The sequence below is a fragment of the Bacillus sp. AY3-1 genome, assembly GCF_008368785.1.
Lineage (GTDB): Bacteria > Bacillota > Bacilli > Bacillales > Bacillaceae_G > Bacillus_A > Bacillus_A wiedmannii.
Map to the genome: position 1 here is coordinate 12,871 of NZ_QORZ01000019.1, position 15,608 is coordinate 28,478.

The 15,608-nt window shown below is 34.2% G+C and carries 21 protein-coding genes and 1 pseudogene; 13 read left to right on the plus strand and 9 right to left on the minus strand.

What is annotated here, in order from left to right:
• The first annotated feature begins 32 nt into the window (after positions 1–32).
• Together DN389_RS20085 and DN389_RS20090 are read left to right on the plus strand one after the other, a co-directional pair.
• Entirely contained in the window at positions 33–179 is a 147-nt protein-coding gene (locus DN389_RS20085; protein WP_000644411.1) for a BC1881 family protein, read from the plus strand.
• A gap of 98 nt (positions 180–277) precedes the next feature.
• On the plus strand, positions 278–1,033 hold the full coding sequence (locus tag DN389_RS20090; protein ID WP_000974679.1) for a sulfite exporter TauE/SafE family protein: 756 nt from the start codon (positions 278–280) through the stop codon (positions 1,031–1,033).
• Between the two features lie 309 nt (positions 1,034–1,342).
• Here DN389_RS20090 and DN389_RS20095 read toward each other — a convergent pair whose 3' ends face one another.
• On the minus strand, positions 1,343–1,549 hold the full coding sequence (locus DN389_RS20095) for a DUF3903 domain-containing protein (protein ID WP_000624203.1): 207 nt from the start codon (positions 1,547–1,549) through the stop codon (positions 1,343–1,345).
• 142 nt (positions 1,550–1,691) lie between these two features.
• Between DN389_RS20095 and DN389_RS20100 the strand changes: the two genes are divergently transcribed.
• Entirely contained in the window at positions 1,692–2,105 is a 414-nt protein-coding gene (locus DN389_RS20100) for an NUDIX hydrolase (protein ID WP_000442959.1), read from the plus strand.
• A 12-nt stretch (positions 2,106–2,117) separates the two neighbouring features.
• Here the strand turns inward: DN389_RS20100 and DN389_RS20105 are convergent, their stop codons facing one another.
• Positions 2,118–2,795, minus strand: a complete 678-nt coding sequence (locus DN389_RS20105) for an LrgB family protein (RefSeq protein ID WP_098189478.1) — start codon at positions 2,793–2,795, stop codon at positions 2,118–2,120.
• Positions 2,792–3,157 (minus strand): CidA/LrgA family holin-like protein, encoded by a 366-nt coding sequence (locus DN389_RS20110; RefSeq protein WP_000872362.1) that lies wholly within the window; start codon positions 3,155–3,157, stop codon positions 2,792–2,794. The genes DN389_RS20105 and DN389_RS20110 overlap by 4 nt, the downstream gene beginning before the upstream one ends.
• A gap of 152 nt (positions 3,158–3,309) precedes the next feature.
• On the opposite strand from DN389_RS20110, the gene alsR reads away from it, so the two are divergent.
• Positions 3,310–4,215, plus strand: a complete 906-nt coding sequence (alsR, locus tag DN389_RS20115; protein WP_149237510.1) for an acetoin biosynthesis transcriptional regulator AlsR — start codon at positions 3,310–3,312, stop codon at positions 4,213–4,215.
• Positions 4,216–4,354: 139 nt separating this feature from the next.
• Here alsR and DN389_RS20120 read toward each other — a convergent pair whose 3' ends face one another.
• Positions 4,355–4,954: a histidine kinase gene (locus DN389_RS20120; protein ID WP_149237511.1), complete on the minus strand. Its 600-nt coding sequence runs from the start codon at positions 4,952–4,954 to the stop codon at positions 4,355–4,357.
• A gap of 174 nt (positions 4,955–5,128) precedes the next feature.
• Between DN389_RS20120 and DN389_RS20125 the strand changes: the two genes are divergently transcribed.
• The 3 genes from DN389_RS20125 (at position 5,129) to DN389_RS20135 (ending at position 7,643) form a co-directional block, all read left to right on the plus strand.
• Positions 5,129–5,686 carry an ABC transporter permease gene (locus DN389_RS20125; protein WP_149237512.1) on the plus strand — a complete coding sequence of 186 codons (558 nt, stop codon included), beginning with the start codon at positions 5,129–5,131 and terminating at the stop codon, positions 5,684–5,686.
• Between the two features lie 108 nt (positions 5,687–5,794).
• Positions 5,795–6,706 carry an ABC transporter ATP-binding protein gene (locus tag DN389_RS20130; RefSeq protein WP_046954535.1) on the plus strand — a complete coding sequence of 304 codons (912 nt, stop codon included), beginning with the start codon at positions 5,795–5,797 and terminating at the stop codon, positions 6,704–6,706.
• Entirely contained in the window at positions 6,699–7,643 is a 945-nt protein-coding gene (locus tag DN389_RS20135) for an ABC transporter permease (protein WP_149237513.1), read from the plus strand. The genes DN389_RS20130 and DN389_RS20135 overlap by 8 nt, the downstream gene beginning before the upstream one ends.
• Before the next feature lie 37 nt (positions 7,644–7,680).
• Here the strand turns inward: DN389_RS20135 and DN389_RS20140 are convergent, their stop codons facing one another.
• The gene (locus tag DN389_RS20140; protein ID WP_149237514.1) at positions 7,681–8,826 is read right to left on the minus strand and encodes a M20 peptidase aminoacylase family protein; all 1,146 of its coding nucleotides are present in this window, start codon (positions 8,824–8,826) and stop codon (positions 7,681–7,683) included.
• A gap of 88 nt (positions 8,827–8,914) precedes the next feature.
• Positions 8,915–9,823 carry an EamA family transporter gene (locus DN389_RS20145; protein WP_088122899.1) on the minus strand — a complete coding sequence of 303 codons (909 nt, stop codon included), beginning with the start codon at positions 9,821–9,823 and terminating at the stop codon, positions 8,915–8,917.
• 325 nt (positions 9,824–10,148) lie between these two features.
• Here DN389_RS20145 and DN389_RS29200 point away from each other — a divergent pair.
• The 3 genes and pseudogenes from DN389_RS29200 (at position 10,149) to DN389_RS20160 (ending at position 11,613) form a co-directional block, all read left to right on the plus strand.
• Positions 10,149–10,292, plus strand: a pseudogene (locus DN389_RS29200) (peptidase T).
• Positions 10,293–10,308: 16 nt separating this feature from the next.
• Complete coding sequence (gene ccdA, locus DN389_RS20155; protein WP_001152685.1) at positions 10,309–11,016, plus strand: cytochrome c-type biogenesis protein CcdA; 708 nt, start codon at positions 10,309–10,311, stop codon at positions 11,014–11,016.
• A 90-nt stretch (positions 11,017–11,106) separates the two neighbouring features.
• On the plus strand, positions 11,107–11,613 hold the full coding sequence (locus tag DN389_RS20160; protein WP_001028637.1) for a CcdC family protein: 507 nt from the start codon (positions 11,107–11,109) through the stop codon (positions 11,611–11,613).
• A 70-nt stretch (positions 11,614–11,683) separates the two neighbouring features.
• Here DN389_RS20160 and DN389_RS20165 read toward each other — a convergent pair whose 3' ends face one another.
• Together DN389_RS20165 and DN389_RS20170 are read right to left on the minus strand one after the other, a co-directional pair.
• Positions 11,684–12,115 carry a DUF2621 domain-containing protein gene (locus DN389_RS20165; RefSeq protein WP_000889390.1) on the minus strand — a complete coding sequence of 144 codons (432 nt, stop codon included), beginning with the start codon at positions 12,113–12,115 and terminating at the stop codon, positions 11,684–11,686.
• Between the two features lie 103 nt (positions 12,116–12,218).
• Positions 12,219–12,515 carry a hypothetical protein gene (locus tag DN389_RS20170; RefSeq protein ID WP_000262405.1) on the minus strand — a complete coding sequence of 99 codons (297 nt, stop codon included), beginning with the start codon at positions 12,513–12,515 and terminating at the stop codon, positions 12,219–12,221.
• Positions 12,516–12,759: 244 nt separating this feature from the next.
• Between DN389_RS20170 and DN389_RS20180 the strand changes: the two genes are divergently transcribed.
• Complete coding sequence (locus DN389_RS20180) at positions 12,760–13,347, plus strand: AAA family ATPase (protein ID WP_098189474.1); 588 nt, start codon at positions 12,760–12,762, stop codon at positions 13,345–13,347.
• Positions 13,344–13,916 carry a DJ-1/PfpI family protein gene (locus tag DN389_RS20185; protein WP_088122896.1) on the plus strand — a complete coding sequence of 191 codons (573 nt, stop codon included), beginning with the start codon at positions 13,344–13,346 and terminating at the stop codon, positions 13,914–13,916. Before DN389_RS20180 ends, DN389_RS20185 begins: the two co-directional genes overlap by 4 nt.
• A 13-nt stretch (positions 13,917–13,929) precedes the next feature.
• Here the strand turns inward: DN389_RS20185 and DN389_RS20190 are convergent, their stop codons facing one another.
• Positions 13,930–14,877 carry a class I SAM-dependent methyltransferase gene (locus DN389_RS20190; RefSeq protein WP_060487412.1) on the minus strand — a complete coding sequence of 316 codons (948 nt, stop codon included), beginning with the start codon at positions 14,875–14,877 and terminating at the stop codon, positions 13,930–13,932.
• Positions 14,878–15,071: 194 nt separating this feature from the next.
• Between DN389_RS20190 and hutP the strand changes: the two genes are divergently transcribed.
• Complete coding sequence (hutP, locus tag DN389_RS20195; RefSeq protein WP_000926520.1) at positions 15,072–15,512, plus strand: hut operon transcriptional regulator HutP; 441 nt, start codon at positions 15,072–15,074, stop codon at positions 15,510–15,512.
• Positions 15,513–15,608 lie beyond the last annotated feature (96 nt).

Sequence of the window (15,608 nt, forward strand, 5' to 3'; positions counted from 1 at the left end):
TCATATTGTATAAATGAAAAGGAGGTAAGACGGTGAAAGCAATCCCGACTGATGTCCTGAGTAAAGAATTAATGGAAAGAGAAGGAGTTATATCTATTACAGTAAAGGAATTTGAAAAGATAGAAGTAGCTGGAGTAGTAGTCGCTGGCCCTGCAGTTATTTTGATTAATCAAGATTAAGTACATATTATTGAAATAAAAAGCATCCATCTAGGATGCTTTTTATTTGTATACAAGGAAGAATATGATGGATAATTGCTTTACTGGAGGGAAAGTCTGTGGCAATTATTATAACGATGTTAGTAATGGGAGTTTTATTAGGATTTGTTGGAGCAGGGGGAGCTGGTTTTATTATCGCAATACTCACTTTAGTATTCCGCATTCCTATTCATGTTGCGCTTGCAACGTCTTTAACTGCAATGGCATTTACGACATTATCTGGGGTTATAAGTCATTATCGTGAAGGAAATGTTGTAGTTACTATAGGAGGGATTGTTGGTGGATGTGGAGCACTTGGTTCTTATATTGGTGCAAAGCTTGGTTCACTTATACCACCGCATCTTCTTCATTGGTTTACAGCTGGGATGTTATTTTTATCTGCAATTTTTATGTTTGTTAAATTAATTAAGTTTCAAAATAGGGAAGAACTACTTTTAGCAGAAATTAAAGATTTTTCGAAAGACAATATAATGAAATGTATATGTCTCGGATTAGTCACTGGAATGATGGCTGGTTCATTTGGGATTGGTTCTGCACCATTTATTCAACTTGGATTAATGGTTCTATTAGGATTAACAATCCAGCAATCTGTAGGAACAACCATGCTTGTCATATTGCCGATTGCGATTGGAGGTGGGCTAGGATATAGTTCAGAAGGCTACCTAGATTATATACTGTTATTGCAAGTATTAATTGGCACGATGTTAGGAGCGTATATCGGGGCGAAGTTTACAAATTATGCACCACGTATGCTTTTGAAGCTTTCAATGATTATGACACCAGTTGTAGCTGGATGTATGTTATTGATGGAATAAAAATAATATAGCAAACTAATATGTTTTACGAATGAATTATGTAAGTAATTCATATTTCCCATATAAAAGGATTTGCTTTAATATAATGAGTGTAAAGTTCGAGTATTCGAAGTACTACTTGAATTATATCCCTATCCCTTTTCTAAAAATGCGAACAAGTTTTGCCCTATTCTATTCAATAATTAATTGCATAGAAATATATTGTTCGATGACCATTATGGAACGTACATAATGGGAAAATCCCGATCCTTAAAGAGGATGCCCCTAATCTTCATGTGAAAATATGATCGGATAAGAAAGCTGACCAATTTATGGTCGGCTTTCTTTTTGTTCAAAAGTTATTTCTTCTTTAATTTCTGTTTGCAATAATAAAGCTTTTCCGAAACGACGTTTACATTCCGCACGAACTTTTTCAATGGCTAGTAGCTGAGTAGTGGCGGGAACTGTTACGATAGCTTGGCGTGGTTTTCGATTTTCTTCACAAAAGACACATTCCACAACATATTTAGAAATCATATTTTCATCCTTCCGTTTTTAATTTCTAAGAAGGGATTGTCTATGAAGTTAATGTGATTTTTCGTCATTAGTTTACTTTTTTCCTCTTTTTTCAAGGAGAAAATGATAAAGAAGGTGAATTTTTGTAGGGGGAGGGATGTATATGGAAAGATGGATAGGTTGTGCAGCAGTATGTATAAATGAAAAAAATGAAGTTTTAATGGTGTTGCAAGGGCAAAAGGGTGAAGAAAAAAGGTGGTCTGTTCCAAGTGGAGGGCTTGAAAAGGGAGAGACACTAGAAGAATGTTGTATTCGAGAAGTTTGGGAAGAAACAGGTTACAATGTGGAAGTTGTAAATAAAATATACGAAAAAGAGGGTATTACATACGGGGTTCCTGTATACGTTCATTATTATGTCGTTAAAAAAATAGGCGGTAGTATGAAAATCCAAGATCCTGATGAGTTAATACATGAAATTGCTTGGAAGAGGATAGATGAAATGAAGGAATTAACGCTATCTTTCCCGGAGGATTATGAGGTTTTAAATAAATATATAAATAAAAAAGCGAGTGTTTAAACACTTGCTTTTTCAATGTATCCACGACAAGAAAAGCGGAACAATAACTAAACTAGCTCCTGCTGTTAAAAGCATAGATAAACTTGCAATGGTTCCTTCTACAGGGCCGATTTCGAATGCTTTTGATGTACCGGTTCCATTTGCGCTAGTGCCTAACATAATGCCTTTTGCGAGCGCTGTTTTAATACGGCATATACGTATGAGAGCAGGTCCGAGCAATGCTCCTGTTAACGCAGTTAAAACAACAAATACAGCTGTTAATTGTGACATACCACCGATCATTTCTGAAATGGCCATTGCAATTGGTGTCGTTACAATATGAGGCGCTAAACTATGTTCTAACGATGAATCAATTTGAAAATAATTAGCTAGTAGTGCTGAAGTAATAACTGATAAAAATGAACCGACAATGACATTAAGTAAAATAGCTATTCCATGTTTCTTGAGTAAATCAAAGTATTTATAGATTGGCCATGCGAAAGCAACTGTTGCAGGCTTTAATAATTCTGTTAACCATTGACCACCTGTTTCATAGGTTTTATAAGGTGTGTCTAGTCCGAGTAATAAAGCAATTAAAATAATAGGGCAGACGAGAAGAGGAGAAAGTAAGCTCCAATTCCAGCGTTGATACATTTTCTTCGATATCCAATATGTGAATAGTGTTAATAGTAAACAAAGAAAACCGATCATTGTGTTGATCCTTTCCGCTTTAGTAGCAATTCTGTTAGGAGTCCTGTAGCGAGAGTGACACAAAGTGTACTAATCATAATAATTAAAATGAGATCGATTCCATATTGTGATAGTGTATCTTTGTAGCGTATGACAGCGACTGCAGAAGGAATGAAAAATAAAATAAGTTCTTTTAATAAAAAGTCTGCTCCGTCCTGTATCCACTCTTTTTTCACTAGGTTAAATTTTAATGAAATTAACAATAAAAAAATACCGATTATACTTCCTGGAACTGGGAGGTGTGCCTGTTTTGCAATCCATTCACCTGTCCAAGCGAAACAAAATAATAATAAAATTTGTCCGCTTAATTTCCACCATTTCATACAGTACCCACCTCTTTCTTTTTTTACATAAAAATTGTAAAAAAGAATTAACAATTTCTACTATACGTTCATTCGAAAAATTTGTCTAATATATAAATTATATGTTATTAATATATTAGATGTATTAATTGAAAGTGAAAAGGGTGTCCAAAATGGAATTACGGCATTTGCAATATTTTGTTGTAGTGGCAGAGGAGTTACACTTTGGACGAGCAGCTGCTCGTTTACAAATGACACAACCACCGCTTAGTCAACAAATTCAGCAATTAGAAAAAGAAATGGGAGTTATGTTATTTTCAAGAACGAAGAGAAAAGTTGAATTAACAGAAGCTGGAGAAATGTTTTTAAAAGAAGTAAAAAAAGCGTTCGAACAAATTGATAAAGCAGTAGAAGTTGCACAAAGTGCCCAAAGGGGAGAAGTGGGCGCACTTTCAATTGGTTTTGTAGGTGCGGCGATATATGATATTTTACCATCTATCGTAAGGGAGTATAGAAAGAAATTTCCGAGAGTGTCTGTTGCATTACATGAACTGTCAACACCGGATCAGGTGCATGCACTTCACGATAACCGTATTGATATTGGCTTTTTGCGTCCGCCAATTCCAACGCAATTACTAGAGTTAGAACCAATTCAAAAGCTTTCTTGTACGTTATGTTTACCGAAGGCACATCCACTTGCTGAAAAGGATGAAATACATATTGAAGATTTAAGAGACGAACCGTTCGTATTTATTACGAGACCGGTATGGCCAGCGTTATACGATACAATTTTATCACTTTGCCGCGACGTAGGATTTAGTCCACACATTGTACAAGAAGCAACGGAATATCAAACAGTTATGGGACTTGTAGCGGCAGGAATCGGAATTACGGTAATACCTGTATCGGCGAATAAATTGTATAAAACCGAAGTCGTATATAAAGAGTTATGTGATTCTAATTTTGTTGCAGAAATGTCAGTAGCGTACAAAAAAATGAATACTAATCCAGAACTTTTAGAGTTTTTGAAAATTGCAAGAGAGAAGAAAAGAATAGAAGTTGAGGATGAGATTAATTAATTTGTTAAAAAGTACACCTCGTTAAACACTAAAGCGGAAATGCATGCATTTCCGCTTTAGTGTTCTTTTTTTAGTTCTTTACTAAAAGTACACCTCGTTAAACACTAAAGCGGAAATGCAATATAATTGCATTTCCGCTTTAGTGTTCTTTTTTTAGTTCTATACTAAAGAGATAAACATGTTCGTTTTCTTGTAATAATTGTTCAATAGCAGTTTTTTCCTCAAGCATTGGAATTCTTACGGTTTCTTTATTCGTTTTTATTATAGCCGCTAAAGTCGTCTTTTGATTGTATGTTAAGTTTATAGCAGATTGAAGAGTAGTAGAGGTAGAGCTATTTATGATTGGAGGTGCTTCTTCAGGAGCGAGCATGGAACTACCTTCAATATTAACATACCAATGTTTTTGCACTTGTACATCTTTATCGAGTTGGGATTGAGGTGGTAAAAAAGAAAGCTTTACTTTCTTTTTTTGAAAATGGGAGGTAGCTATATTCGCAATTACGTTTGTTATTTTACCATTTTGATAATAATCAATTGTAGCATGTATTTCATCTTTTTCATTTTTTAGGGTAACGTTATAAAACATGCTGTCTCCTTCTTGAAAAGGAGTCATTTGTAAAATAGAAGATTGCTCTTCTGTTAATTTGTATGGCTCAACAATGGCGATCTCATTGTTTTTAAGTGAGCTACAACTTGTGAGAAATAATAAAAATAAGATTGATAGTAATTTTATGCGCATGCAACCCCCTCCTTTTTACAATTATATTCTGAATATGATTTATTTTCCATTTTATTTTCTAGGACTAAAGACTTAGAAAAAATTCAGATTGTAGTGCGATGTTTAAAATGTCATATTTTTATACACTAGTAGTATAGAATGAGTATGGTATGAAGTAAGGTAGGGGAAGAACATATGTCTTTATGTCAGTTAGTGAGAAAAAATATAAGAATATTTGCTGCCAAAAGGATGAAGCAATTCATGTGGGTTGCTATGAGTACTATGATTTTATTTTTTATGATATCGCTCCAATTTAATGAAGGAGCTATTGGGAAATTAGAGACTACACTTTTATTTCAAATGAGCTTTTACATGCTGTTTATTGTATTCATTTTTATTTGTATTTTTACTACATATAAAATAACGTTTTCTCTTCTGCAAGTGAGGAAAGAGGAAATTAAATCTTATGTAGCAGAGAGTAGGAAGAGAAATGACGTACTATGTTTATTATGTCAGGAGCAATTATTTATTTATGGAGCAGCGTTTGTTTTTGGATTAGTGAATGGGATGTTATTTTTGAAATTATTTACGATTATCTTTATGAAAATAGCAGGAATACAAGGGATAAATAGTGCACCGATTACAATATATGCAATAGTAGTTGTTAGTATAATTATGATTGGGATCGTCCTATTATCGATGATGCAATGTTTTCGATTTGTTCAAAGTTTACAAGATGAAAATTCGTTTTAATTCAAGGAAAAGGCATGAGAAATCATGCCTTTTCCTATTTTACACATAAAAATAATCATGTTACAGTGTAAAGACCTGACAAAGAATGGGAAGGAAAGGTTGTATAGTATGACAAATGAACAATCAATTGTAAAGGTTGAGCGGTTAACGAAGCGAATCGGTTCAAAGACACTTGTAGAAAATATTAGTTTCGAAGTTAAAAAGGGTGAAGTAGTTGGCTTGCTCGGACCAAATGGTGCTGGAAAAACGACTTTAATGAGAATGATGGTCGGCATGATTCGTATGACAGAGGGTGAAGTTTGGATTGACGGTCAATCTGTAAAACAGCAATTTGAAAGTACTGCTGCGAAAATTGGAGCGGTAATTGAGACACCGGAATTTTATCCTTTTTTGAGCGGCTATGAAAATTTAACATATTTCGGACGAATGAATGGTAACGTGACGGAAGAACGTATCGATGAAGTAGTGAAATTGTTAGGGATGGGACAAGTAATTGACCGAAAAGTAAAAGCATATTCACTCGGCATGAGACAACGTTTAGGAATTGCTCAAGCGCTTATTCACGATCCAGATGTATTAATATTAGATGAACCAACGAATGGATTAGATCCTAGTGGAATACATGAAATGAGAATGTACATAAAGAAAATTGCACATGAACAAGGAAAAGCGGTACTTGTATCTAGTCACTTACTTTCAGAAGTTGAATTAATGTGTGATAGAGTTATCATTATTCAGCATGGAGAATATGTGGCGACGCAAAATATTCAGCATAATCAAAGCGAAGAGATGGAGACAATCCGTATACGTGTAGATGATGCAAATAAAGCAGCAGAAATGTTAGACCAAGATGTTTTAATAAAAGGTAATGATCTACTTATTCATGTAAAAGATGAAGAAATCCCAAATGTTATTCGTATATTGCTTGAGAAAAATATTCAAGTGTATCGTGTATATGAAGAAAGAAAAACGTTAGAAGAGCAATTTTTAGAATTAACAGGGGGAAAAGATATTGTTTAATTTAGTGTATAACGAACTGTATAAAATATTTAAGCGAAAGCGAACGATTATTCCCTTTGCAGTTATTGCAGTATTAATAATTGGATTAGGATGGGTCACGGTAAAGTATTTAGAACCGGAAACAAAAGGATGGAAAGCCGATTATACAGAACGAACTGTAGAAATAGAGAAAAAGCTAGGTATGAAAAAAGAATCTATATTAGCAGAACGATCTGGGGACGAGCTTGTAAAGGAATATCAGCTTAAGATGAAGCATTTAGATACAGATACAGCACCGGCAAGCAGTTCTCCGCTTTCTTTCATGAGAGATACAGGTTTTATCGTATTTCCAATATTGCTCCCATTTATCCTCGTGTATGCAAGTACAATTTTTGCGAATGAATATAGCTGGGGAACATATAAATTTTTAACGATACGACCAGCGAGTCGATTTAAAATTTTGACAGCTAAATTTTTAGCAATTGTGATATTTGCAGCGTTATTGTTTATATTTAATATGATTTTCTCCACTTTATGTGGACTTGTTATTTATAAATTCCAACAGCCTGCATGGAGCGAGCTTATTTTCCAAGATGGAAATATTATAAAACAAAATATTTTTGTGGAAGCTAGTAAGTATTATATTTTATCGTGGTTGCCGACCATTGTGTACGCAGCGTTTGCATTTATGATTTCTGTATTAACAAGATCTAGTGGGGGCGCGATTGGTATTTCAATATTTCTTGCTTTATCAGGAAATATTGCATTACTAGCAGCAACTAGATATGATTGGGCGAAATATTTATTGCCAGCAAACACAGATTTATACAGTATTTCAAAGAATGGAAGTTTTATTGATGGAGTAACATTCCAGTTTGCTTCATGTATGTTATTACTATATGTATTTGTATTTTTAAGCATTTCCTATATAGTATTTTTAAAACGTGATTTAACTTAAAAAAAGGAGCCGTTAAGTATTTCTTAACGGCTCTTTTTTATGCAAAGTGTTTAAGTGCTTTTTCAGCTAACAAAGCGAAGTATTCTGCACTTATAGGTAATGCTTGCTCATCTACTGTAAAAGCTGGATGATGCCATTCATGTGTACCACTCGTTCCCATAAAAACGAATGAACCAGGTATTTCTTGTTGATAAAAAGAAAAATCTTCTCCGGCCATTGACGGGGTAGGAGAGATGATATTTAAATTCATTTTTTCAGCAACTTGAGAGGATAAGTTTGTTAAAGATGTATCGTTATGAACAGCAGGAGGACCTGCATAAAAACGAAATTCTGTTTTTACACCTAATGCATCAGAAACCCCTTGAATAATACGTTTCATTAGTGCAGGAATCTTTTCACGTGTTTCAATTTGGAATGTACGTACAGTTCCTTCCAGCGTTGCTTTTTCAGGAATTACGTTCCACGTATTTCCTGAATGGATGTTTGTGACACTGACGACGGCATTATGTGAAGAGCTTATATTTCGGCTTACAATTGTTTGGAGTGCCATCACGATTTGAGAGGACGCGACAATAGGGTCTACCCCAGCATCTGGTACAGCTGCATGTGTACCAACTCCGTGAATTTCAATTTCAAATCGATCGACCCCAGCCATCAGTGGACCATCTTTAATACCGATTGTACCTACTGGTAAATCAGGTTTATTATGCATACCGAAAATAGCTTGCACGCCATGTAAATGCCCGGCTTCAATTACTTTGCAAGCACCATTGCTACTTTCTTCAGCTGGCTGGAATATAAAGCGTACAGTTCCACCAAGAGAAGATTCTTTTTCTTTTAATAAATAAGCGGCACCTATAATAGCAGCTGTATGAAAATCATGCCCACAAGCATGCATTTTACCGGGAATTTTTGAAGCATACGGTAAATTTGTTTCTTCTTGAATAGGAAGGGCATCAATATCAGCACGGAGTGCTATAATTGGTCCGCTATTATTCCCTGAAATTTCAGCAATAACGCCTGTTTCTAAACTAGAATTTATAATCGTAATGTTTTTCTTTTCTAACCAATTTTTTATAGTCTTCGTCGTTTCAAATTCTACGTATGATAATTCTGGATGCTCATGTAAATTTCGAAGAATAGAAATTAGCATCTCAGTTAATTGCTCTAGATTTGCTGCCACGTATAATGCCTTCTTTCTTAATTAATGTATTTACATTAATTATACAATAAGAAAAGAGAGGATTCTCAAATGAAAATCCTCTCTCGTTTTATGCTGCCAATTTTTTGTGTGTATGATGTTTACGATAACGTCCACGCATTGCATAGGCAATTTGCGGGATTGCAATACCGATTAAAATAAGTGATACACCGATCCATTGTGATGATAGCACCGCTTCTTTTAAAACGAATACAGACATAATTGTTGTAACTGGTAGTTCTGCTGCACCAAGAATAGTCGCTAAGCCAGAACCGATCTTTGGAATACCGATTGTAAAGGCGATAGAAGGAATAACGATACTAAATGTTCCTAATCCTAAACCGTATTTCCAAAGTCCTTCAGAAATTGCACCGCTAAAAATAAATGTTGGCGGGAATACGATCATTACTAAAGTTAAAGCGCCAGTCATTAAGAGAACACCGCGCGGTAATGAAGGCACTTCAACAGCAACTTTTCCGCTCACGAAAATGTATGTTGCGAATGTAACAGCAGATAATAAACCTAGTATGATTCCAGTCATATCGAAATCACCTGCTGACTTTTCTAGTAAACCACTTGATAAAAATGTACCTGCAAGTAAGAAAATAACGGAAATAACCTTTTCTCTTGAAGGGAATGTTTTTGTTGCGACTGCTTCAATAATAATTCCGACCCAAACGAATTGGAATAAAAGTATAATTGCAATAGATGCCGGTACAGTTTTTAATGAAGCATAATAAAAAATTCCAGTAAAACTTGCAGATGTACCTGCAACGAATAAAATTAATGCTTGTTTTAATGGAACACGATGTCTAGAAAATAGAAGTGTAATAGCAAGCAAAATAATCCAACCGAACAAATATTGGCTGCCAATTACCTCTCCAAGTGAAAACCCTTCTGCATAGGCAAGTTTAACGAAAATAGCTAAAATCCCATAACTACACGCTCCTAATAAAACTAAAAGAGAATAACGAAGCATGAAAAATTCCTCCCATCTATATGAAATTGTTCCTAACGGACATATATAACTAGAGGGAAGTATACAAAATTAAAAATAAAGGGTCAAATAAAAGAAAAGTGTGACATTTTATAGAATAATAATAAAAGTATGATATTTATGCATAATCTTGAAATTAGTAATAATAAAAGTATTGTAAAATTAGCTTCGTATTGTATAAAGACAGCATTTGAAAAAAATATTTTTTAGGGAGATAGAAGGGTAGTCCATTATAGTGTGCTAATCATTTGAGAAACTATGTTACCTTTGTTATGTTAATAACAATTAGAGAAGTTTCATAGTCCAATTGAGATTGTTCTATATAATAGAAGGTAATGAAAACGTTTTATTAGAAACTGTTTGTAAGGGTAGTTTTTCTTAATATCACGTTGTTAAAGTGAGTTCACGAATTGTTCATAGTATTTTTATGTGTTTTTGCTACAATATGTAAGGAGAGGAGTGGAATCATGCAAGATATTAGTATTTTTTTAGCGTTTGGCGCTGGATTTTTATCATTTATTTCCCCATGTTGCTTACCGCTTTATCCGGCATTTTTATCGTACATAACAGGTATGTCGGTTTCTGAGTTGAAAGAAGAAAATGCAATGCTTCGCAAAAGAAGTATGATACATACAGCGTTTTTCTTACTTGGATTTTCAATTATATTTATTGCAATTGGATTTGGTACAAGTTTTATTGGAGGCATCTTTACAAATTATAAAGATTTAATTAGACAGTTAGGTGGTATATTTATCATCGTGTTCGGTCTTATTATTGTCGGTGTGTTTAAGCCAAAGTTTTTAATGCAAGACCGTAAATTTACGTTTAAAAATCGTCCGAGTGGCTATTTGGGATCCGTTCTAATTGGGTTGGCCTTTGCTGCAGGGTGGACGCCTTGTACTGGACCTATTTTAGTGTCTGTCATTGGATTAGCAGCAACAAATCCAGAATCAGCAATGATTTATATGATAGCATACATACTTGGGTTTGCTATCCCATTTTTCGTACTATCATTCTTTATTACGAAAATGTCTTGGATTAAAAGAAATAGTATGAAATTCATGAAGATTGGAGGATACGTTATGATTGTCATGGGTATCTTCCTATATTTCAACTGGATGACGAAAATTATCGTATATTTCTCAAGTTTATTTGGTGGTTTTACCGGTTTTTAGTATTATTCTGTGAAAATGTTGGAAATACTAACGGAAAAGCATATAATGAAAGTATATTTTGCATATAGCCACAAAAAAGGATGAGAAAATATGAACATAGTTGTTTTATCCAGTATCGTTGCTGTTTGTATGGCTGTTGGTGCGATGTTTATTCGTTTAAAAGCAGCTAAGAAACCGGCAACATTGAAAAAAATTATACTTCCACCATTTTTTATGAGCACGGGAGCGTTGATGTTTGTTTTTCCTGAATTTCGATTAACTCCAGCAGAAATGTTAGAAGCAATTGGCGTCGGTTTGTTTTTCTCTATTTTTCTTATTAAAACATCTAAATTTGAAATTAGAGGACAAGAGATTTATTTGAAGCGTTCAAAAGCATTTGTTTTTATATTAATTGGATTACTTGTCGTGCGGATTGTATTTAAAACATACTTAAGTCAATCTCTTGATTTAGGGCAACTTAGTGGCATGTTCTTCTTACTGGCGTTCGCGATGATTGTGTCATGGAGAATTGCTATGTACCGTTCCTTTACGAAATTACAGAAGGAAATGGAAAAAGAAGATGGTTTTTATAATGAAAAAGATATGAAATTAACTTAAAAACTGTATATGTATAAAATAAAAAGACAGCGTCAAAGGCGCTGTCTTTTTTATTGAAAATAATGTGAAGTTATTTTGCGAGTAAAGACTTATAGTTTGAATAATCAATCTCTTTTTCTTGTAGTTTTTTTACTAAAAATTTATGATCACGCTTCGGTGTAGCAATAATATATCCTTTGATAATTAAATCTTGTGTAATTTGAGAGGCTTTTTCTTGTAATGCCAGTTCTCCAATTTTGCCAGCAATTTTTGATTTAGCGACATCGCGAAATAGTTCTGGAACAGGACTTACGAGCTCTTCTAACAATTGTTTTTGTTCTTCATCCCATAAATGTCTAGTTTTATTAATATAGTGCTCTTCCCAATCTAAAATGGACATACCATCTTCTTTAGGTAATCGTTTTAGGAATTTTCTGAACATAAAGTATCCACCGATAGACATAAGTCCTAATAAAATAACAGTCCATAGCACTATGAACCAACTGAACCATCCTTCGAGCAAGCTTATCCCCCCTTAATGATTGCGGTTTTCTTTTATTCATATTATAAACAGTGAGATTCATAGAAAGCAAGAACGCTTGGTCATTTTGACCAAGCGTTATCATTTAAACAAAGTATAGTTGTTCAACACATAAATTATTATTATCATCTTCTACATATTCAATGATTAATGTGCCAACTTTACGATCTTTATCTTCAGTTGTGAAAATAGAGTAAGAAGTAAAACGTACTGTTGATAGGCCGCTTATATGTGTAGGTAAAGAAATGTAGTCGTTATCGCGGAAGAATTCCATCAGTTCAATATCTTCAAATTCTTTTCGATCAACTTGTTTGTTTGTATAGCGGCGTTGAAGTTGTTTTAAAGACTCATTCCAAGAAATTGCTTTAGTGTCGTATACCATTGTTCTATCTCCTTACTGTATGTAATCATTAAGAACATACGTTCTAAACTAGTATACTCTTTTTATTAGAAAAGGGAAAGCAAAAAATAATGTAAGCTTGGATTTCCAAGCTTACATTATTGATGCGTCCGTCATAATCTCTATTTTTATTATAAGTTAGATAAGAATAAGAAACAAGATGATATATATTCTGTTGATGGTTTTTAAAATTCTGTATATTATAGATATACTAAAATGCAAGGGAATGAGAGGAATGGCATATGTAATTTCACTCCAAGGATCGATGGCAAGCGGAAAAACAACATTGACTAAAAGGTTAGAGAGATGTGGGCTTTCAGTTATATATGAAAATCCATATCCAATTGTAGAAAAGCGAAAACAATTAAATTTGGATATGAATTCAAAAGAAGGATTTATTATAAATCAAAAAATGTTTATTGAAGCAAAAATAAAGGAGTTTCAAAATGTGAAAGATTCAGTCGTGATTTTTGATCGCGGACCAGAAGATATTGAATTTTATACACTCTTTTATCCGAAAGTGATAGGGAAAGAGTGGGATATAGAAACAGAATTAAAAGATGAATTGTATAAATTAAGAGAATGCTGTTCGGATGCAATTTTTTATTTAGATGTTTCGAAAGAAAATTTATATGATAGAAAAAATAATGACGGGGCAAGAAATCGAAGTACATTCGAAGAACAATTTAAATTAGTAGAAACTGAAAAAGAATGGTATAAACAATTTCCTGTAACTTATGTGGACACGAATACATTAACAGTGGATGAGTTAGAAGTATATTTTATGGGCTGGTTAAAGGAGAAAGGACTATGAAAAAAATATTATTATTCGTATACCCAACATTTGCGGAGTTTGAAATTACAGTAGCAACAGCATTGCTGAAAAAGAAATATGAAATCATTACTGCGGGCTTAACAAAAGGGTTGATTATAAGTGAAACAGGCTTGCAAGTACAACCGCATATAGAATTAAGTGAAGTGCGTGTAGATGAATATGAGGGGATTATCATTCCAGGGGGAGACGAAGTACATATGAAAGACGCAGATATTCTCTTTTCAGTCATTCGCCAATTTTCTGAAAAAGAAAAATTAGTAGCTGCGATTTGTGCTGGACCGTATGCGTTAGCAAGAGCAGGTTTATTTAAAGGGATTTCTTATACAGCGACTATAGATTATCAAAAGTTAGATTGTTTTCCAGTAGAAAATTTTGTATATAAAGAAGTTGTACAACACTCAAATATTATTACTGCACAAGGACATGCTTTCGTACCATTCGGAATAGCAGTTGCTTCTTATTTTGGAGTAGCGAACGAACATAATATAAATTTTTATGGTGGAAAGGGCAATATGATGATGGACAAACTTTTACATGAGAATGTATAAAAGCTAGCATTTGCTAGCTTTTTTCTTTTTGACATCGATAAATGGCTAACGTTTTCGGGTCGCGCCATATACCGTTATGAAGTGACAATTCATTTTCTACTTCTTTTTTTAGCCATTCCTTCATTTCGGCGTGAAGATATGTACTATCAGGTATATTTAGCGATGGAAACATGCTAGAAATATAGCTTACAATCGGAGTAGCATGATGAAAAACGAGAGCATTATGAATAACTGTTTCTTCAACAGTTGGAAAAACAGACTGTAATATCTCTTTACCATTTTCTAAACAAAATGGAGTGACTGATGATGTTGTTTTCGGTAAATCAAATGCGTCTAACATGCGGTTACACATTTCAACTATATGAGGTAATGTAACGTCAGAATTTGTTGTAGCTAAAAGTGAGCCTCCGGGACGAATTACTTTATGGAATCCTTGAACTGTTTTTTCGACATCTTTCATGTGATATAACATATGTCTTGCGATGACCCAGTCATAGCAATTAGCTTCAAAAGGGAGTTTACCAGCATCACCTAGTTTCCATTCAATTATGCTATTCTTTATTGCAGCTTCAGAAAGCATCGTTTTTGATTGATCAAAACCGGTTAGTTGGCCTTTATGACCGTTAGTTTGTAAAAGGGAAAGAAAATTTCCATTAGCACACCCAACCTCTAATATTTTTTCTTCTCCTTGAAGTTGTAAATGTTCCATGACGAGTTCATCTAAATTTACTTGTTTTTCTTCGTAATGTTTATGCGTATCGATACGTGTTTGTAAATGGTTGCTTACGTTGTATTGGCGCTTTACATCATTCATCTTTTCGCATTCCACTTTCGTACAAAATTGCTGAATCGCGTGTGTTAATACGTCGGTTTTCTTTAAACCTTCGTAATGGAGTGCAGATTCAAACCTTTCAAGTAATTTTTCTTCAATTCGAAAATGAATATCTTTTCGCTTCGTCATTGAAATATCGCCCCTTTGCATCTGTAAGTGAGACTATAGCACGCCTGAAAAATTCGTGTAAATAATTTGTGTACACAAATGGAGGGGATGAAAAAATTGTTCGAATGTGAGTTTAAACTATTGACGATTTAACCGTTTTCATATATTCTTAAATTAAGAAATATTCAAATAATTAAAAGAAATGAGAGAGTCACATGCTTCTTCAAGGAACACATCGAATTGGTCGTATGGCCATGTTGTTGGCACTTGCGGATGAGAATGAAAGCCCTGTATTATCTATTCCAAAAGGTTGGAAGTATTGTACGGGGAAAGTGGGTTCGATGAATTCGCAAAAAGTTGTAGCAGCAATGGAAACAGCGGCTAAGAGCACCCAAGTTATTGAAACAGATGTTTACAGAGAAACACATGCACTTTATCATGCGATTATGGAAGCTTTGTACGGAGTGACGAGAGGTCAAATTCAGTTAGCAGACGTTCTTCGTACAGTAGGACTTCGCTTTGCAATTGTGCGCGGTAGACCATACGACGGAAAAAAAGAAGGCGAATGGGTTGCTGTTGCATTATATGGAACGATTGGTGCACCTGTAAAAGGATCTGAGCATGAGGCGATTGGTTTAGGAATTAATCACATATGATTTGCCCATAGTCTATTAGTTAGAAGGGGGCCTTACTTTTTTAGGACAGAAGTCTGTCTTAAAAAGATAAGGTCCCCTTTTGCCTTTTTAAGGAGG

What these genes read in the sequence shown, in the direction of transcription:
- DN389_RS20095 (WP_000624203.1), bottom strand. Translation starts at nt 1,549, where the DNA reads ATGATTTCTAAATATGTTGTGGAATGTGTCTTTTGTGAAGAAAATCGA.
- DN389_RS20100 (WP_000442959.1), top strand. Translation starts at nt 1,692, where the DNA reads ATGGAAAGATGGATAGGTTGTGCAGCAGTATGTATAAATGAAAAAAAT.
- DN389_RS20105 (WP_098189478.1), bottom strand. Translation starts at nt 2,795, where the DNA reads ATGATCGGTTTTCTTTGTTTACTATTAACACTATTCACATATTGGATA.
- DN389_RS20110 (WP_000872362.1), bottom strand. Translation starts at nt 3,157, where the DNA reads ATGAAATGGTGGAAATTAAGCGGACAAATTTTATTATTATTTTGTTTC.
- alsR (WP_149237510.1), top strand. Translation starts at nt 3,310, where the DNA reads ATGGAATTACGGCATTTGCAATATTTTGTTGTAGTGGCAGAGGAGTTA.
- DN389_RS20120 (WP_149237511.1), bottom strand. Translation starts at nt 4,954, where the DNA reads ATGCGCATAAAATTACTATCAATCTTATTTTTATTATTTCTCACAAGT.
- DN389_RS20125 (WP_149237512.1), top strand. Translation starts at nt 5,129, where the DNA reads ATGTCTTTATGTCAGTTAGTGAGAAAAAATATAAGAATATTTGCTGCC.
- DN389_RS20130 (WP_046954535.1), top strand. Translation starts at nt 5,795, where the DNA reads ATGACAAATGAACAATCAATTGTAAAGGTTGAGCGGTTAACGAAGCGA.
- DN389_RS20145 (WP_088122899.1), bottom strand. Translation starts at nt 9,823, where the DNA reads ATGCTTCGTTATTCTCTTTTAGTTTTATTAGGAGCGTGTAGTTATGGG.
- ccdA (WP_001152685.1), top strand. Translation starts at nt 10,309, where the DNA reads ATGCAAGATATTAGTATTTTTTTAGCGTTTGGCGCTGGATTTTTATCA.
- DN389_RS20160 (WP_001028637.1), top strand. Translation starts at nt 11,107, where the DNA reads ATGAACATAGTTGTTTTATCCAGTATCGTTGCTGTTTGTATGGCTGTT.
- DN389_RS20170 (WP_000262405.1), bottom strand. Translation starts at nt 12,515, where the DNA reads ATGGTATACGACACTAAAGCAATTTCTTGGAATGAGTCTTTAAAACAA.
- DN389_RS20180 (WP_098189474.1), top strand. Translation starts at nt 12,760, where the DNA reads ATGAGAGGAATGGCATATGTAATTTCACTCCAAGGATCGATGGCAAGC.
- DN389_RS20185 (WP_088122896.1), top strand. Translation starts at nt 13,344, where the DNA reads ATGAAAAAAATATTATTATTCGTATACCCAACATTTGCGGAGTTTGAA.
- DN389_RS20190 (WP_060487412.1), bottom strand. Translation starts at nt 14,877, where the DNA reads ATGACGAAGCGAAAAGATATTCATTTTCGAATTGAAGAAAAATTACTT.
- hutP (WP_000926520.1), top strand. Translation starts at nt 15,072, where the DNA reads ATGCTTCTTCAAGGAACACATCGAATTGGTCGTATGGCCATGTTGTTG.